General features: G+C 61.4%; 22 protein-coding genes. 13 read left to right on the top strand and 9 right to left on the bottom strand.

Annotated elements, in window-relative coordinates:
* Together NCT03_RS10340 and NCT03_RS10335 are read left to right on the top strand one after the other, a co-directional pair.
* Window positions 1-256 (top strand): electron transfer flavoprotein subunit alpha/FixB family protein (locus NCT03_RS10340; protein WP_250492620.1); only part of this gene is annotated, 256 nt, incomplete at its 5' end.
* A gap of 86 nt (window positions 257-342) precedes the next feature.
* A complete protein-coding gene (locus tag NCT03_RS10335; protein ID WP_250465298.1) occupies window positions 343-2,133 on the top strand; it encodes an acyl-CoA dehydrogenase in 1,791 nt (596 codons plus the stop codon).
* 99 nt (window positions 2,134-2,232) lie between these two features.
* Here the strand turns inward: NCT03_RS10335 and NCT03_RS10330 are convergent, their stop codons facing one another.
* On the bottom strand, window positions 2,233-3,519 hold the full coding sequence (locus NCT03_RS10330) for a D-amino acid dehydrogenase (protein ID WP_250465297.1): 1,287 nt from the start codon (window positions 3,517-3,519) through the stop codon (window positions 2,233-2,235).
* Window positions 3,520-3,670: 151 nt separating this feature from the next.
* Between NCT03_RS10330 and NCT03_RS10325 the strand changes: the two genes are divergently transcribed.
* Window positions 3,671-4,159, top strand: coding sequence for an Lrp/AsnC ligand binding domain-containing protein (locus NCT03_RS10325; RefSeq protein WP_250465296.1), 489 nt, complete (start codon window positions 3,671-3,673; stop codon window positions 4,157-4,159).
* Between the two features lie 68 nt (window positions 4,160-4,227).
* On the top strand, window positions 4,228-5,355 hold the full coding sequence (locus NCT03_RS10320) for a PA0069 family radical SAM protein (protein WP_244825890.1): 1,128 nt from the start codon (window positions 4,228-4,230) through the stop codon (window positions 5,353-5,355).
* A 23-nt stretch (window positions 5,356-5,378) separates the two neighbouring features.
* Here NCT03_RS10320 and NCT03_RS10315 read toward each other — a convergent pair whose 3' ends face one another.
* A complete protein-coding gene (locus tag NCT03_RS10315; protein ID WP_244825889.1) occupies window positions 5,379-5,882 on the bottom strand; it encodes an NINE protein in 504 nt (167 codons plus the stop codon).
* A gap of 295 nt (window positions 5,883-6,177) precedes the next feature.
* Here NCT03_RS10315 and rpsP point away from each other — a divergent pair, with 295 nt between their 5' ends.
* The 6 genes from rpsP to NCT03_RS10285 all read left to right on the top strand — a co-directional run bounded on the left by rpsP (window position 6,178) and on the right by NCT03_RS10285 (window position 10,430).
* Window positions 6,178-6,432, top strand: a complete 255-nt coding sequence (gene rpsP / locus NCT03_RS10310; protein ID WP_008342343.1) for a 30S ribosomal protein S16 — start codon at window positions 6,178-6,180, stop codon at window positions 6,430-6,432.
* Window positions 6,433-6,494: 62 nt separating this feature from the next.
* Window positions 6,495-7,226 (top strand): ribosome maturation factor RimM, encoded by a 732-nt coding sequence (rimM, locus tag NCT03_RS10305; RefSeq protein WP_250465295.1) that lies wholly within the window; start codon window positions 6,495-6,497, stop codon window positions 7,224-7,226.
* A 36-nt stretch (window positions 7,227-7,262) separates the two neighbouring features.
* Window positions 7,263-8,033, top strand: coding sequence for a tRNA (guanosine(37)-N1)-methyltransferase TrmD (gene trmD / locus NCT03_RS10300; RefSeq protein WP_250465294.1), 771 nt, complete (start codon window positions 7,263-7,265; stop codon window positions 8,031-8,033).
* Window positions 8,034-8,182: 149 nt separating this feature from the next.
* A complete protein-coding gene (rplS, locus tag NCT03_RS10295; RefSeq protein ID WP_250465293.1) occupies window positions 8,183-8,575 on the top strand; it encodes a 50S ribosomal protein L19 in 393 nt (130 codons plus the stop codon).
* A 147-nt stretch (window positions 8,576-8,722) separates the two neighbouring features.
* Window positions 8,723-9,376 carry a CoA pyrophosphatase gene (locus NCT03_RS10290; RefSeq protein ID WP_244825884.1) on the top strand — a complete coding sequence of 218 codons (654 nt, stop codon included), beginning with the start codon at window positions 8,723-8,725 and terminating at the stop codon, window positions 9,374-9,376.
* A gap of 115 nt (window positions 9,377-9,491) precedes the next feature.
* Window positions 9,492-10,430, top strand: a complete 939-nt coding sequence (locus NCT03_RS10285; RefSeq protein WP_244825882.1) for a CobD/CbiB family protein — start codon at window positions 9,492-9,494, stop codon at window positions 10,428-10,430.
* A 7-nt stretch (window positions 10,431-10,437) separates the two neighbouring features.
* Here NCT03_RS10285 and NCT03_RS10280 read toward each other — a convergent pair whose 3' ends face one another.
* Genes NCT03_RS10280 through NCT03_RS10270 form a run of 3 tightly spaced genes read right to left on the bottom strand, consistent with a single transcriptional unit; the run spans window position 10,438 to window position 12,979 of the window.
* Window positions 10,438-10,761, bottom strand: a complete 324-nt coding sequence (locus tag NCT03_RS10280) for a putative signal transducing protein (RefSeq protein ID WP_244825881.1) — start codon at window positions 10,759-10,761, stop codon at window positions 10,438-10,440.
* On the bottom strand, window positions 10,758-11,699 hold the full coding sequence (gene rsgA, locus NCT03_RS10275; RefSeq protein ID WP_244825880.1) for a ribosome small subunit-dependent GTPase A: 942 nt from the start codon (window positions 11,697-11,699) through the stop codon (window positions 10,758-10,760). Before rsgA ends, NCT03_RS10280 begins: the two co-directional genes overlap by 4 nt.
* An 11-nt stretch (window positions 11,700-11,710) precedes the next feature.
* Entirely contained in the window at window positions 11,711-12,979 is a 1,269-nt protein-coding gene (locus tag NCT03_RS10270) for a M48 family metallopeptidase (RefSeq protein WP_250465291.1), read from the bottom strand.
* 157 nt (window positions 12,980-13,136) lie between these two features.
* On the opposite strand from NCT03_RS10270, the gene orn reads away from it, so the two are divergent.
* The gene (orn, locus tag NCT03_RS10265) at window positions 13,137-13,742 is read left to right on the top strand and encodes an oligoribonuclease (protein ID WP_250465290.1); all 606 of its coding nucleotides are present in this window, start codon (window positions 13,137-13,139) and stop codon (window positions 13,740-13,742) included.
* Here the strand turns inward: orn and mog are convergent.
* Both mog and yjgA read right to left on the bottom strand, forming a co-directional pair.
* A complete protein-coding gene (mog, locus tag NCT03_RS10260) occupies window positions 13,733-14,371 on the bottom strand; it encodes a molybdopterin adenylyltransferase (RefSeq protein WP_244825874.1) in 639 nt (212 codons plus the stop codon). The genes orn and mog overlap by 10 nt on opposite strands.
* Window positions 14,352-14,951: a ribosome biogenesis factor YjgA gene (yjgA, locus tag NCT03_RS10255; RefSeq protein ID WP_250465289.1), complete on the bottom strand. Its 600-nt coding sequence runs from the start codon at window positions 14,949-14,951 to the stop codon at window positions 14,352-14,354. Before yjgA ends, mog begins: the two co-directional genes overlap by 20 nt.
* A 220-nt stretch (window positions 14,952-15,171) precedes the next feature.
* Between yjgA and pmbA the strand changes: the two genes are divergently transcribed.
* Window positions 15,172-16,542, top strand: a complete 1,371-nt coding sequence (gene pmbA / locus NCT03_RS10250) for a metalloprotease PmbA (protein WP_250465288.1) — start codon at window positions 15,172-15,174, stop codon at window positions 16,540-16,542.
* Between the two features lie 59 nt (window positions 16,543-16,601).
* Here the strand turns inward: pmbA and NCT03_RS10245 are convergent, their stop codons facing one another.
* Both NCT03_RS10245 and NCT03_RS10240 read right to left on the bottom strand, forming a co-directional pair.
* Window positions 16,602-17,105: a dihydrofolate reductase gene (locus NCT03_RS10245; RefSeq protein WP_244825870.1), complete on the bottom strand. Its 504-nt coding sequence runs from the start codon at window positions 17,103-17,105 to the stop codon at window positions 16,602-16,604.
* Between the two features lie 89 nt (window positions 17,106-17,194).
* Window positions 17,195-17,410 (bottom strand): hypothetical protein, encoded by a 216-nt coding sequence (locus NCT03_RS10240; RefSeq protein WP_250492619.1) that lies wholly within the window; start codon window positions 17,408-17,410, stop codon window positions 17,195-17,197.
* Between the two features lie 638 nt (window positions 17,411-18,048).
* Between NCT03_RS10240 and NCT03_RS10235 the strand changes: the two genes are divergently transcribed.
* Entirely contained in the window at window positions 18,049-19,428 is a 1,380-nt protein-coding gene (locus tag NCT03_RS10235; RefSeq protein ID WP_244825869.1) for a sigma-54 dependent transcriptional regulator, read from the top strand.
* Window positions 19,429-19,560 lie beyond the last annotated feature (132 nt).

Genomic DNA, 19,560 nt, shown 5'->3' with positions numbered 1-19,560 from the left:
ATCGCGCGCGGCGGTCGATGCCGGTTACGTGCCGAACGACTATCAAGTGGGTCAGACGGGCAAGATCGTCGCGCCGCAGTTGTACGTGGCCGTTGGTATTTCGGGCGCCATTCAGCATCTGGCCGGGATGAAAGACAGCAAGGTCATCGTCGCCATCAACAAAGATCCGGAAGCGCCTATTTTCAGCGTCGCGGATTACGGCGTCGTCGGCGACCTCTTTTCGCTCGTGCCGGAACTGGTGAAGGAAATCGGCTGAGCACGCGTCGCTCGCCGACTTAGAACCGAAAGGGCGCGACGTTCGTTGCGCCCTTTTTGTATCGGATGAATGAGGAGACAAGAACGATGAGCTATCACGCCCCCGTCAAGGACATGCTGTTCGTCATCAAGGAACTGGCCGGTATCGACGGCATCGCCGCTTTGCCAGGCCACGAAGACGGCAGCTTCGATACCGCGCAAGCCGTCGTCGATGAAGCCGCGCGCTTTTGCGGCGAGGTCGTCGCGCCGCTCAACGTCGAAGGCGACCGCAATCCGAGCGCGTGGGCAAATGGCGAAGTCACGACCACGCCCGGTTTCAAGGAAGCGTTCCGTCAATTCGGCGAGGGCGGCTGGCAAGGCGTCGTGCATCCCGAGGAGTTCGGCGGACAGAACCTGCCGAAGCTCATCGCCACGCCGTGCATCGAGATGCTCAACTCCGCGAGCCTTTCGTTCGCGCTGTGTCCCTTGCTGACCGATGGCGCAATCGAAGCGCTGCTCACTGCAGGCGACGACGTGCAAAAGGCCCGCTATCTGCCGAAGTTCATTTCCGGAGAATGGACAGGCACGATGAACCTCACCGAGCCGCAAGCCGGCTCCGATCTCGCGCTGGTACGCACGCGCGCCGAGCCGCAGGGCGACGGTTCCTTCAAGCTGTTCGGCACGAAGATTTTCATCACCTACGGCGAGCACGACATGGCGAAGAACATCGTCCATCTCGTATTGGCGCGCACGCCTGACGCGCCCAAAGGCGTGAAGGGCATCTCGCTATTCATCGTGCCGAAGTTCCTCGTCAACGAGGACGGCTCGACCGGCGCGCGCAACGACGTGCATTGCGTGTCGATCGAGCACAAGCTCGGCATCAAGGCGAGTCCCACGGCCGTGCTGCAATTCGGCGATCACGGCGGCGCGGTCGGGCATTTGATCGGCGAAGAGAATCGCGGGCTCGAATACATGTTCATCATGATGAACGCCGCGCGTTTCGCCGTTGGCATGCAGGGCATCGCGGTTGCGGAGCGGGCGTATCAGCAGGCGGTCGCGTATGCGAAGGACCGTGTGCAAAGCCGTCCAGTCGATGGCTCATCGAAAGAGCCAGTGACCATCATTCATCATCCCGACGTGCGCCGCATGCTCTTCACCATGCGCGCTTATACCGAAGGCGCCCGCGCGCTGGCGTATGTCGCCGCGTCGCACAGCGATCTCGCGCATGGTCATCCCGATGAAAAAACGCGCAAGAGCCATCAGTCGATCTACGAATATCTCGTGCCGATCATCAAGGGATTCAGCACGGAGATGTCGGTGGATGTGGCGAGCCTCGGCGTGCAGGTGCATGGCGGCATGGGGTTCATCGAGGAAACGGGCGCCGCGCAGCATTATCGCGATGCACGCATTCTGCCGATTTACGAAGGCACGACCGCCATTCAGGCCAACGACCTGATCGGCCGCAAGACGGTGCGCGACGGCGGCGCGACGGCGCAGGCGTTGCTCGCGCAGATCGATCAGACCAAGGCTGCTCTTGCGGATACGGAGGGCCAGGCGTTCATGTCGATGCATCGGCACTTGAGCGCGGGGAGCTTGTCGCTCGCGCGCTCGGTCGAGTTTATCGTCGCAAAATTCAGAAGCGATCCGAACGCGGTGTTTGCGGGCAGCGTGCCGTATTTGCGACTAGCGGGAATCGTGCTGTGCGGTTGGCAGATGGCGCGCGCGATGCTCACCGCGCAAAAAAAGCGCGGCGAGGACGAGCGCTTTTATGCGGCGAAAATCGCGACGGCTCAGTTTTTCGCGGAACACATTCTGTCGCAGGCGCCGGGCATCGAGGCATCGATTGTCAGCGCGAATGGGAGCGAAGGCGTGCTCGCGTTGAGCGAGGATCAGTTTTGATGTGAGCGCCGAAGCTCATCGAACGCGAGCCGACGCCCGCGCATGAAAAAACCCCACGTCGTTCGCAACGTGGGGTTTTCTTCGTGCGTGATTGCCTTCTCAAGCATAAGCGGGACGCGTCTTCACACCGACTTCGCCCATATAACGATGCACCGACAAATCGTCCGCCCGAATCGCGGGTTGCTTGCCGGACATCAGGTCGGCGAGCAACTGGCCGGAACCGCACGACATCGTCCAGCCGAGCGTGCCGTGTCCGGTATTCAGATACAGATTCGGCACCGGCGTGCGGCCAACGATCGGCGTGCCGTCCGGCGTCATTGGGCGCAGGCCAGTCCAAAACTTGGCGCTGGCCGTATCGCCACCGCCGGGGAACAGGTCGTTCACGCACATTTCCAGTGTCTCGCGGCGCGCCTGCTTCAACGACTTGTCGTAGCCGACGATCTCCGCCATGCCGCCCACGCGAATGCGGTCGTCGAAACGCGTGATCGCGATCTTGTACGTCTCGTCGAGCACGGTCGAAACGGGCGCGCGGGTCGCATCGACAATGGGCGCGGTGAGCGAATAACCCTTGAGCGGATAAACCGGAATCTTGACGAGATCGCCAAGCAACTTCGGCGAATATGAACCGAGCGCGACGACGTAGGAGTCACCTGTCACGAGTTCCTTGCCGCATTGCACGCCGGCAATCCGGCCCTGGCTCATGGCAAGTGCGTCGATTGGCGTGTTGTAGCGGAACTTGACGCCCAACGCTTCGGCCATGGCGGCGAGGCGCGTGGTGAACATCTGGCAATCGCCGGTTTCGTCGTTCGGCAGGCGCAAGCCGCCCGTCAGTTTGTGCGATACCGCTGCGAGCGCCGGTTCTGCCTTCGCGAGTTCGGCCGACGAGAGCAATTCGAACGGAACGTTCGCGTCTTTCAACACCGCGATGTCTTTCGCCGCGCCGTCCAGTTGCGCCTGCGTGCGGAAGAGTTGCAGCGTGCCGCCGGTGCGGCCTTCGTAGTGAATGCCTGTATCCGCGCGCAAGGCTTGCAGGCAATCGCGGCTGTATTCGGCGAGGCGCACCATGCGGCCCTTGTTAACCGTGTAGCGATCTTGCGTGCAGTTACGCAGCATTTGCCACATCCATTGAAGCTGAGTCATCGTGCCATCGAGACGGATGGCAAGCGGCGCGTGCTTCTCGAACATCCATTTGACGGCCTTGAGCGGCACGCCCGGCGCGGCCCACGGCGACGCGTAGCCCGGCGAAATTTGCCCGGCGTTGGCGAAACTCGTTTCGAGCGCGGGGCCGGCTTCGCGGTCGATGACCGTGACTTCGTGACCCGCCCGCGCCAGATAATAAGCACTGGTCACGCCGACGACGCCGCTTCCGAGAATAACGATACGCATGAGTTCTCCATCAGGATTCGATGAAACTGCCCGTTTGCGCGCAAGAAGTGGAACTGAGCCGCGGACGGAAGTTTGTGTAGTGTTATCGCCTATACTATTGATGTCTATATAGTTTTAGTTAATGTATTCGGCGGATTTTCAGGAAAAACGCATGAGAACACAGCGAAATCCGGTGCGCGCGCTCGATAAGCTCGACCACAAGATCCTGAACATTCTTCAAGCGGATGGCCGCATCGCGATGAAGGACCTTGCGGAGCGCGTCGGGCTGTCCGTCACGCCTTGTATTGAAAGGGTGAAGCGCATGGAACGGGACGCCGTGATCACGGGCTATTACGCGCGTGTTAATCCGGCTCAACTCGGCGCGGCGCTGCTGGTGTTCGTTGAGATCACGCTGGATCACAAGAGCGGCAATATGTTCGAGCAGTTTCGCCGCGAGGTGCAGCGCATTCCGGAAGTGCTCGAATGCCACCTCGTTTCCGGCGATTTCGACTATCTGATCAAGGCGCGGATCGGTGAAATGGCCGACTACCGCAAGCTTCTTGGCGACATCCTTCTGCAACTGCCGGGCGCGGTGCAGTCGAAAAGTTATGTGGTAATGGAGGAAATCAAGGAAACGCTGACGATCCCGGTGGACGTGTGATTTTCTGCTTGCGATGACGTGTCGATACTGTATATTTGTACAGTACATTTTCTGCTGCGCTCATCGTAATGCCGACACCCGACCGTGAATTTCCTGTCGCGCCGCCCGCGCCGCTGAAAGGGCGCGGCGCGGTGACGAACATGCAGGGACGCTACGAGAAAGACGCGCGCGAACGCGTGGACGACGGCTGGCTACACGAAACGGACGGTGACGACGAGGGCGCGCCGCCGCTTCGCACACAGGTGTTCGAAGAACGCGCAAAGAGCATTCTGACGCACAACAATTCGCCCGACATACCGTTTAGCGTGTCGCTCAATCCGTATCGCGGGTGCGAACACGGCTGTATCTACTGCTTCGCGCGTCCGACGCATAGTTATCTTGGCCTGTCGCCGGGACTCGATTTCGAAAGCCGCATTTACGCCAAGGTCAACGCCGCCGAACTTCTCAGGCGCGAGATCGGAAAGCCGAAGTACGAGCCGGAATCCATTGCGCTCGGCGTGAATACGGACGCCTATCAGCCCGTCGAGCGCGATCTCAAGATCACGCGCAGCGTCATCCAGGTGCTGCACGATTGCGGTCATCCGTTCGCGGCGATCACGAAGTCGTCGCTGATCGAACGCGATATCGATTTGCTGGCGCCCATGGCGGAGCGCGGGCAGGTCATGGCGGCCATCACCGTGACTACGCTCGATGCAGACATCGCCCGCACGCTCGAACCACGCGCGGCCACCCCCGCGCGGCGTCTGCGCACGATCCGCACGCTCGCCGAGGCGGGCATTCCGGTGGGCGTGAGTATCGCGCCGGTTATTCCGTTCGTCACGGAGCCGGATCTGGAGCGGGTGCTCGAAGCGTGTGCGGAAGCGGGCGCGAAGACCGCCAGCTACATCGTGTTGCGCCTGCCATGGGAAGTGGCGCCGCTTTTCAAGGATTGGCTCGCGGCGCATTTTCCCGATCGTGCCGACCGCGTGATGAGCCGCGTACGCGACATGCGCGGCGGCAAGGACTACGACGCGGACTTTGCCAAACGCATGAAGGGCGAAGGATTATGGGCGGACATGCTGAAGCAGCGCTTTCAACAAGCAACCAAGCGGCTGGGATTGAACGCCCGGCAGCGCGGCATTCTCGACATGTCGGACTTCAAGCCGCCGGCGTTCGTCAAACCGGTGCCAGACAAAGGCCAGCTCGACTTGTTCTAACGCCTGCGATCGTCGTCTATCGCCTACTGCGACAGTGTCTTCGCAGCTTCCACCTGGCTTTCGAAATAAGTCTGGAACGTCAGCGCGAGGCCGGTCATCAGCAAGAACGCGCCGAACAGCAATGAAAAAATGACGATGAAGATGACCGTCCAGCCCGAATCGCTTTGCCGGTTGGTATGCGCGTTGAATTGCGCGTCCCACTTGGCGTCGGGTCGAAGACCGTAGACGATCGCGGAAAGAAACGCCGCCAGCAGCGATACGGCGCCGGGAAACGCCAGCACCCAGCCCAGAATCGAAGTCCGCTCCGTCGCCGCGAGCAACAGATAACCCACCGCGCCCAACACGATGCCGACGATATGCGCCCAGCCCCATTTGTCGCGCATTCCATACAGATAGAAACGGTGCAGTCCAATACTGCCAAAGAAAAACGCGAGCGCCGCCGTGAGCGTCTTCGAGCGGAAATACGGGCAATTCTGGTTGCCGGCCGGTTTCGGGCCGGTCTCGGTAGCGACGGACGAAGAAGTCATCAGCGAAAACGGTGGTATCGGTGGTGAAAATAGTGGCGCGCGCGCCGTCTTATCGCGGATTGCTCTGATTGCGCCAGGCGAGAATCCGACATCTTACGCTGCTCGCTTCGGCGGTCACACACTGGCACAATGCCGCACTGGCCGCTGCGGGGCTTTTGTCCTTGCGGCGCGCCGTTTGAAGCGTTCCAAACCCGAACTGCGCGCAATAATCACGTTAAGTGTTTGTTGGAGCGTCGGTTTCCGCTATAATCGCGTGTTCTGGTAGTTCCGAACCCCGGTTTTCAAGGATTTCAGCATGGTCATCATCCGCTTGGCTCGTGGCGGCTCGAAGAAGCGCCCGTTTTACAACATCGTCGCAACCGATTCGCGTAGCCGCCGTGACGGCCGCTTCATCGAGCGCGTTGGTTTCTACAACCCGGTCGCGACCAAGGGCGAATCGCTGCGTATCGCTCAAGATCGTCTGACCTACTGGCAAGGCGTTGGCGCGCAACTGTCGCCGACCGTCGAGCGTCTGGTCAAGCAAGCTCAGCAAGCTCAACCGGCTGCTTAAGTGCCGGTTAATTTGTCGACTGAAGTTCAGTCGTTCAAGGTATTCCGCTTCAAGGTCTGCTGATGCCCGCGCGTGATTCCGAATCCGGCAACGTCGCTGGCAATGTCAGTCGGCCGAAGCCGAAGCAAGAAGAAAATGCCAGCACGTTTGGCGCGTTCGTCCGGAAACCCGGCGCGCGTCGCGTGACGGCGGACGCTTCAGGCGAAGGCAAAGCGCATGAAGCATCGGCGGCGGTCGAGTCGGTAGATGGTCTCCCGGAAGACGCGGTGGAAATCGGTTTTATCGCCGATGCCTACGGTCTGAAGGGCTGGATCAAGATCGTTCCGCACGCCAACGGCAAGCTGGGCGGCGACGCGCTGCTTGGCGCGAAGAACTGGTGGCTCGTCAAAGGCCGCGAGTTCAAGTCCGCACGTTGTGTTCAGTCTAAAGTGCATGCGGATACCATCGTCGCGCGCCTGTCGGGCTGTGACGATCGCGACGCCGCGTTGTTGCTGAAGGGTCACGCGGTCTACATCGCTCGCAGCGACTTCCCGAAGCTCGACGACAAAGACGAGTTCTACTGGGTCGATCTGATCGGCCTCGATGTCGAAAGCGAAGCGGGCGTGGCGCTTGGCCGTGTCGCCGACATGATCGACAACGGCGCGCATTCCATTCTGCGGATCGAGTATCCGAGTACCGACAAGGATGGCAAGCCCGTCACCGAAGAGCGGCTCATTCCGTTCGTCGGTGTGTATGTGAAGACGGTGGATCGGGCGGCGAAACGCATCATCGTCGACTGGGACGCCGACTATTAACCCGGTGCTCGTCATCGGCAAGTTACGGAGAGAGCGATGCAGTTCGATGTCGTAACGCTCTTTCCCGAAATGTTCCGCGCGCTGACCGACTGGGGCATTACCAGCCGGGCAGTGAAGCAGGAGCGGTTCGGTTTGCGTACGTGGAATCCGCGCGACTTCACCACGGACAATTACCGCACCGTCGACGATCGCCCGTACGGCGGCGGCCCCGGCATGGTCATGCTGGCACGTCCGCTAGAAGACGCGATCGCGGCCGCGAAAACCGCGCAGCGCGAGCAAGGCATCGCGACGACGCGCGTCGTGATGATGTCGCCGCAAGGCGCCAAGCTCGATCACGAACGCGTGATGCGCATGGCCGCCGAGCCGGGCCTCGTACTGTTGTGCGGTCGTTACGAAGCAATCGACCAGCGTCTGATCGATCGTGAAGTAGACGAAGAAATAAGCCTCGGCGACTTCGTGCTGTCAGGCGGCGAATTGCCCGCCATGGCGTTGATGGACGCCGTCGTGCGCCAGTTGCCCGGCGTGCTGAACGACGCGCAATCGGCGGTGCAAGACAGTTTTGTCGACGTACTTCTGGATTGTCCGCATTACACGCGTCCGGAAGAATACGAAGGCGCGCGCGTTCCCGATGTGCTGCTCGGCGGCCATCACAAGGAAATCGACGCCTGGCGCAGGCGCGAAGCATTACGCAACACATTCACGAAGCGGCCCGATCTGATTCACCGGGCGCGCAAAAGCAAGATGTTGAGCCGTGCCGACGAGGCATGGCTCGCAGATCTCGCGAAGACGGCGTTGAAGTCCGAATAGACTTCGAGCCGACGAGCGAGACAAATGGGGGCGCTGAATTCAACCTCGGCGCCAGAAGTGAACCCATCCTCTACCGGGGCCTTATCAACGAAATCGCGCAAGCGAAATCTAGGCACACAACTCCGGCAAGATGGCACAAGGAGTCAGTAATGAATCTGATTGAGCAACTCGAGAAGGAAGAGATCGCGCGCGTTCTGGGCGAGAAATCGATCCCCGACTTCGGTCCGGGCGACACGGTCATCGTCAACGTGAACGTCGTCGAAGGTACGCGCAAGCGCGTGCAGGCTTACGAAGGCGTCGTGATCGCCAAGCGTAATCGTGGCCTGAACTCGAACTTCATCGTCCGCAAGATTTCCTCGGGCGAAGGCGTTGAGCGTACGTTCCAGACCTACTCGCCGCTGCTGGCGAGCATCGTCGTGAAGCGTCGCGGCGACGTCCGTCGTGCGAAGCTGTACTACCTGCGCGAGCGCTCGGGCAAGTCGGCACGTATCAAGGAAAAGCTGTTTACGAAGGACCGTACCGCCGCAGCCGCTGCAGAGTAAAGACTCAGCGTCCAGGCGCCGTACTGAAAAAGCACCCTCGCGGGTGCTTTTTTCTTTGGTGTGTTCAAATTGAATCTTCGACATCCTGGCTTTCGACCCGTGTCCACCGGCAAGACTTCGACTCCCCGCATTCTCGAACCTGAACGAATGCCCGTCCTCTCGACGGGCGCCGCGCTTCCCGCCATACCACCCGCGCGCCTTACGCCCGAAGGACTGCGAGCGCGTTTCGCACAGACGCTCGAATGGACGCAGGAAGCGCCCGAACAGCGCATCAAGGCCATCGGCGGCGATCCGCGCGTGGCTTCTGTTCTCGTGCCGCTCGTCGTGCGTGAAGGCGGTCTGACCGTGCTCCTGACTCAGCGGGCCGATCATCTTTCCGACCACGCGGGACAAATCAGCTTTCCCGGCGGCCGTCAAGAACCCGAAGACGCCGATGCCGCCGCCACCGCGCTACGCGAAGCACGCGAGGAAGTCGGCTTGGGCGCGGAGCATTGCGAAGTGGTCGGCGCGCTGCCAGACTATCTGACGGGCACCGGATTTCGCGTGACGCCTGTCGTTGCCTTGGTCTATCCGCCGTTCGCGCTCAAAGCCGATACGAGCGAAGTTGCCGATATCTTCGAAGTGCCGCTCGCGTTTCTGATGGACTCGGCAAACCACGAAGTGCGCGTTTTCCAATGGGAAGGTGGCGAGCGTCGTTTTTTTGCCATGCCTTACAAACCCGATGAAAAGACGGCTCCGTATTTCATCTGGGGTGCAACGGCTGGCATGTTGCGCAATTTCTACCGCTTCCTCGCCGCCTGACGCGTCAACGTGCGACGTTACGCGACCTTGCGATTGGTCAGCGCGTCTGAACGCATCGAACGCTGTGCTATCGTTACGCGAAACTCGAACTACTCCGACCGTTTCGGCGCACCGCATGACTTTTTTCTCTGTATTGCTGGCTCTTATCCTCGAGCAGGTGCGTGCGTTATCGCCGCACAATCCGATCTCGGCGTTGCTTCAGTATCATGCGGAAAGCACCGCCCATGGCTTCGACGCGGGCAAGGAAAAGCACGGCATCGTCGCGTGGCTGGTGGTGGTATTGCCGTGGACGCTCGTGGTCGGGCTCATCTATTACGTGCTGTATCGGATCAACTTCGTTCTGGCGTTTTTCTGGAACGTGGTGATCGTGTACTTCACGCTCGGCTTTCGTCAGTTCAGCCACTATTTCACCGATATCCATCTCGCGCTCAATAACGACGACGTGCCGCGCGCCCGCGAGGTGCTCACGGAGTGGACCGGTCTCGATACCGTCGACATGCCGGTAAGCGAGATCGTGCGCCACACGCTCGTACATGCGGTGATCGCGTCGCATCGGCATGTGTTCGGCGTGTTCTTCTGGTTTCTGATTCCCATCGGGCCGGCTGGCGCGGTGTTTTATCGGATCGCCGAGTATCTGGCGCGTGCGTGGACGGAGCCGAATCCCGAGCGGACCGCAGCGTTCTCATCGTTCGCGCAGCGTGCGTTTTTCGTGATCGACTGGATTCCTACGCGGCTCACCGCGCTCGGCTTCGCAATCGTCGGCAATTTCGAGGATGCGATCTACGCGTGGCGCAATCACGCGCGTCAGTGGCCGGACCCGAACGAAGGCGTGTTGCTCGCGGCCGGCAGCGGCGCGTTGGGCGCGCGTCTCGCAGGACCGCTCGCCGAACCGCTGAGCGTCGAGGCGCTCGCCGTGGGCGATGCAAGCCCGCTGCCCGTCGGCGACGACTGCACGCCACGCACGCTCCAATCGGCGGTTGGCTTGGTGTGGCGCGCGGTGATCTTGTGGATGTTGATCCTGCTCATGCTGACCATTGCCGTCTGGCTGGCATAGCAAGGCGTCAATCGTCCAGCGGATCGCGGTCCGTCTGGCACTGCCAGCACACGGTGAACTGCGCTTCGAGCCATTCGCCGCACTGACGGCATCGCCAGGGCCGGGCATTCGCTTCCGGTCCGCGCTTCGCACGCTCCAGAAGGCGAGTGGCCAGCGCTTCGTCGCGTTCATCGACGATCCAGATTTCCGGCGCGCATTGATCCGCCGGAATGTCACCCAGCGCGCCGTTCAAATACCGATTGTGTAGCTCGCAAGGCACGCCTGCGGTCGCGAGCACGTTCATCCAGTGTTGCGCCGTGATGAGGTTCGGTGCGCGCGTGAGCCGTTTCATCGAACGATCTGGCTTGCTTCGTGGACGAGTTGCGCATAAAGCGCATGCCGCGCCGGCCGAATTTTGCCGGCTTCGACCGCTTCGAGAACAGCGCAGCCCGGCTCCTGCAGATGATGGCAGTTGTAGAAGCGGCAATGCCCTAGATACGGCCGGAAGTCAGCGAAGGCGCGTTCCAGTTGACCTTCGGACAAGTGATGCAGGCCGAACTCCTGAAAGCCGGGCGAATCGATGAGCGAGCCGCCGCCTGGCAATTCGTACAGACGCGTGAAGGTGGTGGTATGCCGGCCGCTATTGAGCGCCGACGAAATCTCGCGCGTGGCGGCGTCGGCGTCGGGGATGAGCAGATTCACGAGCGTCGATTTGCCCATGCCCGACTGGCCGAGCAAGATCGTCGAGCGATCTTTCAGGCGCTCATCCAGTTGCGGATGCACTTCGCCGGGCGCCATCTTCGCGGACAGTTCGATCACCGTGTAGCCCAGCGCGCGATAGGGCGCAAGTCGCTCGCGCGCCAGGGGCAACGCGCTTTCCACGTCGATCTTGTTGAGCACGATGAGCGCTTCGAGCCCGTGCGCCTCGGCGGCGATCAGCGCGCGCCCGAGCAGGTCTTCGCTGAAATGCGGCTCGGTGGCGAGCACGATCAGCAGTTGATCGAGGTTCGCCGCGAAGAGCTTCGACTTGAACTGATCGGACCGGTAAAGCAGGTTGCGCCGCTCGCCGATTTCGACGATCACGCCCTGATCCGCCGAAGACTGCTCGTAGATCACGCGATCGCCGACGGCGACTTCGCTCTTTTTGCCGCGCGGGAAGCATTGCAGCTTCGCGCCGCCGTCGTGCGGCGCGACGAGATAGTGCCGGCCATGCGCGGCGATCACGGTGCCTTCCAGTCGGGCCTCCGCGGAAGCCGCGCCGCCCTGACGCGCGCCGCGGCCCGATGACACGCCACGCGCCGTCATGCGGTGTGTTGCATCAAGCGGTCGATGCGCTGCGAAGCGGGCGGATGCGAGTAATAAAACGCGGTGTAGAGCGGATCGGGCGTGAGCGTGGACGCGTTGTCTTCGTACAGTTTGACGAGCGCGTTGACGAGATCCTTCGGATCGGTCTGGCTGGCCGCGAAGGCATCGGCTTCGAATTCGTGTTTGCGCGAGCTCAGGCTGCCGAGCGGCGTGATGAAGAACATGAACACCGGCAGCACGAGCATGAACAGGACGAGCGCAAGTCCGTTGTTGCCGCCGACGAGCGACGGATGCACGCCGAGGCCTTCGTAGAACCACACGGTCTGCACGAGCCAACCGAGGAGCGCGAGCATGGCGAGGCTGATGGCGAACATCACGACCAACAGCTTGAGCACGTGACGGCGCTTGAAGTGGCCGAGTTCGTGCGCGAGCACGGCTTCGATCTCGCTGCCGGAAAGGCGCGCAAGCAGGGTATCGAAGAAGACGATGCGCTTCGCCGCGCCGAAGCCCGTGAAATACGCGTTGCCGTGCGCGGAACGGCGGCTGCCGTCCATGACGAACAAGCCCTTTGCCGCAAAGCCGGTGCGCGACATCAGATTCTCGATACGAGCCCGCAGCGCTTCATCCTTGAGCGGCTCGAACTTGTTGAAAAGCGGCGCGATGAAAGTGGGATAGATGATCATCGCGAGCAACTGGAACGCAACCCAGACGATCCACGTGTAGAGCCACCAGTAGCTGCCGGCGCGATCCATCATCCAGAGCACGAGCAGCAGAAGCGGCGCACCGATGATCGCGCCCAGCACCGTGCCCTTCACGAGATCGAGAAAAAACAGTTTCTTCGACATACGATTGAAGCCGAACTTTTCCTCGATCACGAAATGGCGGATATAGTCGAACGGGAGGTCGATGAGACTCGTAATTGCGATGACCGCCGCGACCAGCGCGATCTGTCCGAGATAGCCGCGCCCGAGCCACTCCGTAATGGCGATATCGAGTGCCTGCAAGCCACCGAGCAAGGTCAGCGCGACCAGCACGATGGCGCTGGTGACGACTTCGATCATCGTGAGGCGCGTGCGCTCGACGGTGTAGTCCGCCGCGCGCTGGTGCGCCGTCAACGGGATCGTGCCGGTGAACTGCGGCGGCACGCCGTTGCGATGCGCCGCGACGTAGCGAATCTGGCGCGAGGCCAGCCAGAGCTTCGTTGAAACCATCGCAACGAGGGCGACGACGAAGATCGTCGAAAAAGCGAGTGTGAGGTTGGCCATGCAGGGCTTCCGATTGAACTATGCGAGAATTATAGGTTCTAGGCCGTGCTCGCGTTGCCACAACCCGTGGTTGCCGAAAAGCCCGCGCGGCGACTGGGCTTCATGCGCCTCAAGACACTAACATCAGCGTTACTCGAACCTCTTCCAGGTACTTTCCATGACCGATTCTCTCGACCAACCCGAACCCGTCCTCGCGCGCAGCGACATGAATCTCGTGTGGCTCGACATGGAGATGACCGGGCTCGATCCCGACAATGATCGCATCATCGAGATCGCGGTGGTCGTGACGAATTCGACGCTCGACAAGCTGGTGGAAGGGCCGGTGTTTGCGATCCATCAGTCGGAAGAAGCACTTGGCCGCATGGACGAGTGGAATCGCAATACGCATGGCCGCTCGGGGCTGACGGAACGCGTGAAGGCATCGACGGTGGATGAAGCGGAAGCCACGCGTCAGATTCGTGAATTCCTCGGTCAGTACGTGCCGCCCGGCAAGTCGCCGATGTGCGGCAATTCCATTTGCCAGGACCGCCGCTTCATGGCGCGCTGGATGCCGGAACTGGAGACGTTCTTTCACTATCGCAATCTGGACGTGAGCACGCTCAAGGAACTGTGCCGCCGCTGGCAGCCAGCCATCTACAAGGGCTTTCAGAAGCGCGCGATGCACACGGCGCTCGCCGATATCCACGAGTCCATCGACGAACTCAAGTACTACCGCGAGCACTTCCTGATTCCCGCGGCGTCGGCATCGTCGGCTCAGGCTTGAGGTTTGGAAGCGCCTGACTTTCGAATGGCGCTTTTGGGCCGGAACGCGGCAACCGCTTCCGGCTTCGTTTCGATGTAAGGCCCGCCGATCAGATCGATGCAATACGGCACTGCCGCGAAGATGCCCGGCACGCGCGTCTTGCCGTCGGCGTCCTTCAGGCCTTCGAGCGTTTCCCTGATCGACTTCGGCTGTCCCGGCAAATTGATGATGAGCGCGGCGTGATCCTCCGTCTCACGAATCACGGCAACCTGGCGCGAGAGAATGGCGGTCGGCACGAAGTTCAGGCTAATTTGGCGCATCTGCTCGCCAAAGCCTGGCATCGGCTTGGTGGCGACGGCGAGCGTCGCTTCCGGCGTCACGTCGCGGCGCGAGGGACCGGTGCCGCCCGTGGTCAGCACGAGATCGCAACCGTGTGTGTCGACCAGTTCGATGAGCGTGGCCGAGATGGTGGCGGCATCGTCGTGAATCAGCCGCGTTTGCGCGCGCCAGGGTGAGCTCAGCGCTTCTCCGAGCCACGCTTCGAGCGACGGCACGCCTTTGTCCTCGTAAACACCTTGCGAGGCGCGATCGCTGATCGAAACGAGTCCGACGAGCAACTCGTCCGGATGATTACGCTTCGTCGTCGTCACGGTTGTCCTCGTCGCTGTCGCTCTCGTCTTCCTGCTCCACGCCCGCTGCGTTCTTGATCCACTGGAACAATTCGCGGTAATAGCGCGGCGGCTTTTGCAGCTCGCGCTCCTTGCGCGTATTGCGGATCAGCGTGCGGCCTTCCTGCGCGTCCACGCCCGGATGCTCGCGGATGAAATCGGTCAGCGCGGCGTCGTTTGCGAGCAGCTTGTCGCGCGAGCGTTCGATCCAATGCAGGCGCGCGGTCTCCGCCTTGTTCACGCCGCGATGCGTGTCGAGTGCGGTGCGCAGCGCGGCGACTTCGTCTTCGAGCAGCGTGCGCATGACGCGCCCGACGTATTGCACCTGACGGCGCTTGCCTTCGTGATCGGTGATACGACGCGCTTCGCGCACGGCGTCGTTCAGCTTCTCAGACATGGGCATGCGCTTGAGCGCGTCTTTCGGCAGCGCGATCAGCGCCTCGCCCAGTTCCTGCAGCGCGTGCATGTCGCGCTTGAGCTGGGATTTGCTCGGGCGATCGTAGCCGTTTTCGTCGACTTCCGGCTCGGCTTCGATCGGTTGAATGCGGGTTTTACGGTTCATGGCGATATTGTAGCTTGCGCGTCGCAGCGCTCGGCTCGCGCCCGCCAAGCGATGCATCGTGCATGCGGTGCGGGTGCGCGGTCCTTGCTATGATCGCAGCATGCGTCGATCGAATCGACCCCGCCGTCTGCTTCATCGAAAGGCCGGACGAAAGCGGGAATCCTCTTGCAACGACACGCGCGGGCGCGCGGCGCCCCCGACCTCCTAAGGCACACACAAAATGGCAGCAGACATGGACGTCAAGCAACGCTTTTTCCCGCATACGCAAGACGAACTCAAGGAGATTGCCTCCGACATCCTGCGTCACGCGAAGGAACTCGGCGCGACCGATGCCGCCACCGAAATCTCCGAAGGCGATGGCCTTTCGGTAAGCGTGCGGCGCGGCGAAGTCGAGACCATCGAGCACAACCGGGACAAGATGGTGGGCGTGACCGTCTTCATCGGCAAGAAGCGCGGCAATGCGAGCACCGCGGACTTCACGCGCGAAGCACTGCGCGATACGGTTGCGGCCGCCTACAACATCGCGCGTTTCACGGCGGAAGACAGCGCCGCCGGGCTTGCGGAAGAAGACTTGCTGGAGAAGTCGCCTCAGGACCTCGATCTTTATCATCCGTGGGTCATCGACGCCGAAGAGGCCGCCGAGCTCGCACGCCGCGCCGAAGCCGCCGCGTTCGCGGTGGATAAGCGCGTGACCAATTCCGAGGGCGCGAGCGTATCGGCGCAGCATTCGCAGTTCGTGCTCGCGACCTCGCGCGGCTTCCTCGCGGGCTATCCGTACTCGCGGCACTACATCGCGTGCGCGCCCATTGCCGCGAGCGGACGCGACATGCAGCGCGACGACTGGTACACATCGCGCCGCAATGCCACCGAACTCGCCGCGCCGGAAGCCGTCGGACGCTACGCCGCCGAACGCGCGCTCGCGCGTCTGAACGCGAAGAGCCTCGACACGCGCAAGTGCCGCGTGTTGTTCGAAGCGCCGCTGGCGGCGGGCATCCTCGGCTCGTTCGTGCAAGCGGTGAGTGGCGGGGCGTTGTATCGCAAGACGACGTTTCTCGTCGATAGCCTCGGCAAGCCGGTGTTCGCGCCGCACGTTCAGATCGTCGAAGATCCGCACGTGAAGGGCGGCATGGGCAGCGCGCCGTTCGACGAGGAAGGCGTGCGCACCGAGCGTCGCAATGTGGTGGATGACGGCGTTGTGCAGGGCTATTTCCTGTCCACGTATTCGGCGCGCAAGCTCGGCATGAAGACCACCGGCAACGCGGGCGGCTCGCATAATTTGACGATGACAAGCTCGAATACGAAACCGGAAGACGACTTCGAGGCCATGCTGAAGAAGCTCGACACCGGCCTTTTGCTTACCGAACTGATGGGGCAGGGCGTGAACTACGTGACGGGCGACTATTCGCGCGGTGCGTCGGGCTTTTGGGTGGAGAACGGCAAGATTCAGCACGCGGTCGAGGAAATCACGGTCGCGAGCACGCTTCAGGAAATGTTCCGCCACATCGAGGCGATCGGCGCGGATACGGTCGTGCGCGGCACGAAGGAAATCGGCTCGGTGCTGATCGAGCGGATGACCATCGCGGGGCAGTAAAACTCAGAGGTGGTTCAAGAAGAAGGCCCCGGATGGCGCGAGCTATCCGGGGCCTTCGTTCATGCGTCCGCCCGGCGTCGATACGTGACGAACGCGAAGTCGAACGCGTTCGGTGGCGCGGCGCGCCGCGGATCGCGCGCGACTTCCTGCCAGTGCGCGGCGTCCGGCGCCGGAAAATGCGTGTTGCCTTCGAAATCGGCATCGATCTCGGTGACGATCAGCTTGTCCGCCTGCGCGATGGCGTCGCCGTACAACTGCGCGCCGCCGATCACGAAGGCCTCGCTTGCGTGGTCGGCGATGGCGAGCGAGAGCGCATCGGCCAAGCTCGTGACGGTATCGCAGCCGGTATAGCGACGCGTGGCGTCGCGCGACACGACGATATTCCGCCGCCCGGGCAGCGGCCGGCCGATCGATTCGTGCGTCTTGCGTCCCATGATGATCGGCGCGCCCATCGTCGTGCGCTTGAAGAAAGCGAGATCCTCGGGGAGGCGCCAGGGCAGGTCGTTGTCGCGTCCGATCACGCCATTGCGCGCGCGGGCGACGATCAGGGTCAGCGTCGTCATGTAGTCGGAAAGTCGTGCAGGAGTGAGGCGCGCAGGAGGCGCGACCGTGCCGCGATTTTAACCGACGCCCGCCGCTGTCTTGCCTCGACTCAGCCTTTGGTCCGATCGAAGCCCGGCCGCTCGGGCGTGAACTCGTCCCATAGCGTGACGCTCACGCCGTAGTTCGAAGACTGCCTTTGGTGCGATTCGGCGTCGCTCGTGTTCGCTGCATCCCGCGCATTTGTCCACGACAAGGCGCGTCGCTCGTCGTCGTCCGACGAACGGGAAGTCGGCGCGCAATCCGGTAAAGAATGATCGAAAGCCATCGTGGCGACATATCCGAGTAAGTATTCCCGGAAGTGTTTCGGGAATAAAACAGTCAAGCGGCTGGTATATCGAGTTGAGATGCGACCAGGCTGAAAATCTGCTGACGAAACGAAATGCGGCTTGCATTTCTTACCTGTCCGCATGCATCAAATATAGCCAGATGCATGCCAGCGGGCGCAATCCGTTACCGTGCAAAGAACATGATGAAAACGGCAGAAAATCATCGTGGCCGAATGGACGAAAACGTTTCACACGTGAAACGCGAAGGGAGAAAAACATGAATTTCCTGTGAATCAGGTATAAGATTTTGTCTTATTAAAACGTCTCATTTGCTTTTAATAATTCATTGAGAAATTCTTGCCAGCCCCGTCCTGTCAGGGTTTTGTGACCAGTCCAATGGGCCTTGACGATATTTGTTTGCGGGGTTTATGGGTTATAGTAGTCTCTCGAAAATGGCGCAGAACCGGTCAATAGGGATTCGTGGAAGGGTTCACGGCGCCAGATGCGTCGTTCCCGGAGGCAACGAATCGAAACGCGAGTCCGCTCGCCACACAGCGCGAGGACATTGATTTCTGCATGCAGCGAGAGCCTGAACTACGCGACCTTTTCAACGAATGTTGAAGAAAGGATCTGAATAATGGACGTCGCTCGGCGGCAACTTATCTATGTGACTCGCGATCCCAGCGAGATGCTATGTGCGCGGTTCGAAGAACGCGGCTGGCAAATCGAAATCGTGGCGAGCGCGCGCGACACGAAGAAAGCCCTGCGTAGCGATATGGCAATCGGTGGTCTGCTGGACTTGTCGAGTCACTTCGAGTCTCACGAATTGGCGGCGTTCGAGTCGTCGTTGACCATGACGAACGTCGGCTGGGTCGCCGCCACCGTTTCCGGACAACTGGAAGACGCCGCCGTGCGCCGGCTGATTCGCGACTATTGTTTCGACTACGTCACGATGCCGACTTCGAACGATCGCATCGTCGATTCCGTGGGACACGCCTACGGCATGGTCGCGCTGCATGACGCGGCATCGAACGATTCGCGCAGCGAAGGCCGCGCCGAAGGCGAAATGGTCGGATCGTGCGACGCCATGCTGGCGCTGTTTCGCTCCATCCGCAAAGTCGCCATGACGGACGCGCCCGTGTTCATCTCGGGCGAATCGGGCACAGGCAAGGAACTGACGGCGGTTGCCATTCACGAGCGCTCCGCGCGTCGCGATCAACCGTTTGTGGCCATCAACTGCGGCGCGATTCCGGCGCATCTCCTGCAATCGGAGCTGTTTGGCTACGAGCGCGGTGCGTTCACGGGCGCAAATCAGCGCAAGATCGGGCGCGTGGAGGCGGCCAACGGCGGCACACTGTTCCTCGATGAAATCGGCGATCTGCCGCTCGAAAGCCAAGCGAGCCTGTTGCGCTTCCTGCAGGAGCGCAAGGTGGAGCGTCTGGGCGGTCACGGTTCGACGCCCGTCGATGTCCGCATCATCTCGGCGACTCACGTCGATATGCAAACCGCGATGATCGAAGGGCGTTTTCGCGCCGACTTGTATCACCGCCTGTGCGTGTTGCAGATCGACGAGCCGCCGCTGCGCGCGCGCGGTAAAGATATCGAATTGCTCGCGAAGCACATGCTCGATCGCTTCAAGAAGGACGCAAGCCGGCGTCTGCGCGGCTTTTCGCCGTGCGCCATCGCCGCGATCCACAACTACGGCTGGCCGGGCAACGTGCGCGAACTCATCAACCGCGTGCGGCGTGCCATCGTCATGTCGGAAGGGCGGCAGATCACCGCGCGCGATCTCGAATTGGGCGAATACGTCGAAGTGGCGCCGGTGTCGCTTGCGCAAGCGCGCGAGGCGGCGGAGCGTCAGGCCATCGAACTCGCATTGCTGCGTCATCGCGGGCGTCTTGGCGATGCCGCGCACGAACTCGGCATCTCGCGCGTCACGCTGTATCGGTTGCTGAGTGCGCATGGCATGCGCCATATCGAGGTGGATGCGCCGCCGGAGCACGCCACGCGCGGCTAAGACTCAGGCTTGGCAGGACATTCGAACGGGCGCTTCAAGCGCCCGTTTCTTTTGTGTCACGAAGAGCGTCCGCGCGCTGCGCTTGGTAAAATTGCTTCTTTGCGCCGGCATTCGCTCAGGCGCGTCGCGCCT

The sequence above is a fragment of the Caballeronia sp. GAWG1-1 genome, from assembly GCF_023631465.1.
Classification (GTDB): domain Bacteria; phylum Pseudomonadota; class Gammaproteobacteria; order Burkholderiales; family Burkholderiaceae; genus Caballeronia.
This window is presented reverse-complemented; position numbering and strand designations above follow the sequence as displayed.

Bases quoted from the DNA above. Each gene is read 5' to 3' on its own strand.
- NCT03_RS10270 (WP_250465291.1), bottom strand. From the start codon at position 12,979: ATGGCCAACCTCACACTCGCTTTTTCGACGATCTTCGTCGTCGCCCTC.
- NCT03_RS10315 (WP_244825889.1), bottom strand. From the start codon at position 5,882: ATGACTTCTTCGTCCGTCGCTACCGAGACCGGCCCGAAACCGGCCGGC.
- pmbA (WP_250465288.1), top strand. From the start codon at position 15,172: ATGGCAGCAGACATGGACGTCAAGCAACGCTTTTTCCCGCATACGCAA.
- NCT03_RS10235 (WP_244825869.1), top strand. From the start codon at position 18,049: ATGGACGTCGCTCGGCGGCAACTTATCTATGTGACTCGCGATCCCAGC.
- NCT03_RS10290 (WP_244825884.1), top strand. From the start codon at position 8,723: ATGCCCGTCCTCTCGACGGGCGCCGCGCTTCCCGCCATACCACCCGCG.
- rpsP (WP_008342343.1), top strand. From the start codon at position 6,178: ATGGTCATCATCCGCTTGGCTCGTGGCGGCTCGAAGAAGCGCCCGTTT.
- orn (WP_250465290.1), top strand. From the start codon at position 13,137: ATGACCGATTCTCTCGACCAACCCGAACCCGTCCTCGCGCGCAGCGAC.
- rimM (WP_250465295.1), top strand. From the start codon at position 6,495: ATGCCCGCGCGTGATTCCGAATCCGGCAACGTCGCTGGCAATGTCAGT.
- NCT03_RS10335 (WP_250465298.1), top strand. From the start codon at position 343: ATGAGCTATCACGCCCCCGTCAAGGACATGCTGTTCGTCATCAAGGAA.
- yjgA (WP_250465289.1), bottom strand. From the start codon at position 14,951: ATGAACCGTAAAACCCGCATTCAACCGATCGAAGCCGAGCCGGAAGTC.
- NCT03_RS10285 (WP_244825882.1), top strand. From the start codon at position 9,492: ATGACTTTTTTCTCTGTATTGCTGGCTCTTATCCTCGAGCAGGTGCGT.
- rplS (WP_250465293.1), top strand. From the start codon at position 8,183: ATGAATCTGATTGAGCAACTCGAGAAGGAAGAGATCGCGCGCGTTCTG.
- NCT03_RS10245 (WP_244825870.1), bottom strand. From the start codon at position 17,105: ATGACGACGCTGACCCTGATCGTCGCCCGCGCGCGCAATGGCGTGATC.
- NCT03_RS10280 (WP_244825881.1), bottom strand. From the start codon at position 10,761: ATGAAACGGCTCACGCGCGCACCGAACCTCATCACGGCGCAACACTGG.
- NCT03_RS10330 (WP_250465297.1), bottom strand. From the start codon at position 3,519: ATGCGTATCGTTATTCTCGGAAGCGGCGTCGTCGGCGTGACCAGTGCT.
- NCT03_RS10240 (WP_250492619.1), bottom strand. From the start codon at position 17,410: ATGGCTTTCGATCATTCTTTACCGGATTGCGCGCCGACTTCCCGTTCG.
- NCT03_RS10325 (WP_250465296.1), top strand. From the start codon at position 3,671: ATGAGAACACAGCGAAATCCGGTGCGCGCGCTCGATAAGCTCGACCAC.
- NCT03_RS10320 (WP_244825890.1), top strand. From the start codon at position 4,228: ATGCCGACACCCGACCGTGAATTTCCTGTCGCGCCGCCCGCGCCGCTG.
- trmD (WP_250465294.1), top strand. From the start codon at position 7,263: ATGCAGTTCGATGTCGTAACGCTCTTTCCCGAAATGTTCCGCGCGCTG.